We start from the raw sequence: 722 nt of genomic DNA, 5'->3' as shown, positions 1-722 counted from the left end.
CCAGCGCCAGCCGGGGGCGAACACGGTGCGCGTGGTCGACGCGGTGAAGGCGGCGCTGCCGGCGCTGAAGGAGCAGCTGCCCCAGTCGGTCAACATGCGGGCGGTCAACGACCGCTCGGTGTCGGTGCGCGAGGCGCTGCACGACGTGAGCCTGACGCTGCTGGGCACGATCGCGCTGGTGGTGCTGGTGATCTTCCTGTTCCTGCGCAACGTGCCGGCGACGTTCATCCCGAGCGTGGCGGTGCCGCTGTCGTTGGTCGGCACCTTCGGGGTCATGTATCTCGCCGGCTTTTCCATCAACAACCTTACGCTGATGGCGCTCGTGGTCGCCACGGGCTTCGTGGTCGACGATGCCATCGTCGTCATCGAAAACATCGCCCGTTACCTCGAGCAGATCGGCTTCACGATCATTTCGCTCACGATCTCGTTGGTCGCCGTGCTGATCCCGCTGCTTTTCATGGGCGACGTGGTCGGGCGGCTCTTCCGTGAGTTCGCGGTGACGCTGGCGGTGGCCATCCTGCTCTCGGGCGTCATCTCGCTCACGCTGACGCCGATGATGTGCGCGCGCTTGCTCAAACACGTGCCTGATGAACAGCAGGGCTGGTTCTACCGCGCGAGCGGTCGGGTGTTCGATCGCGTGATCGCGCGCTACGGCAAGATGCTCGAATGGGTGCTGGCACGCCAGGCGCTGACCTTGCTCGTGGCCTTGAGCACGCTCGCGC

At 65.7% G+C, this 722-nt stretch carries 1 protein-coding gene; it reads left to right on the top strand.

All coding sequences use genetic code 11. The features are described from left to right. Positions 1-722: efflux RND transporter permease subunit (locus tag L6R21_28080; GenBank protein ID MCK6563065.1), on the top strand; the 722-nt coding region annotated here is incomplete at both ends.

The sequence above is a fragment of the bacterium genome, from assembly GCA_023150945.1.
Taxonomy (GTDB): Bacteria; Zhuqueibacterota; Zhuqueibacteria; order Zhuqueibacterales; family Zhuqueibacteraceae; genus Coneutiohabitans.
Note: the sequence above shows the minus strand (reverse complement) of the source record. Positions and strands in the feature narration are given on the sequence as shown.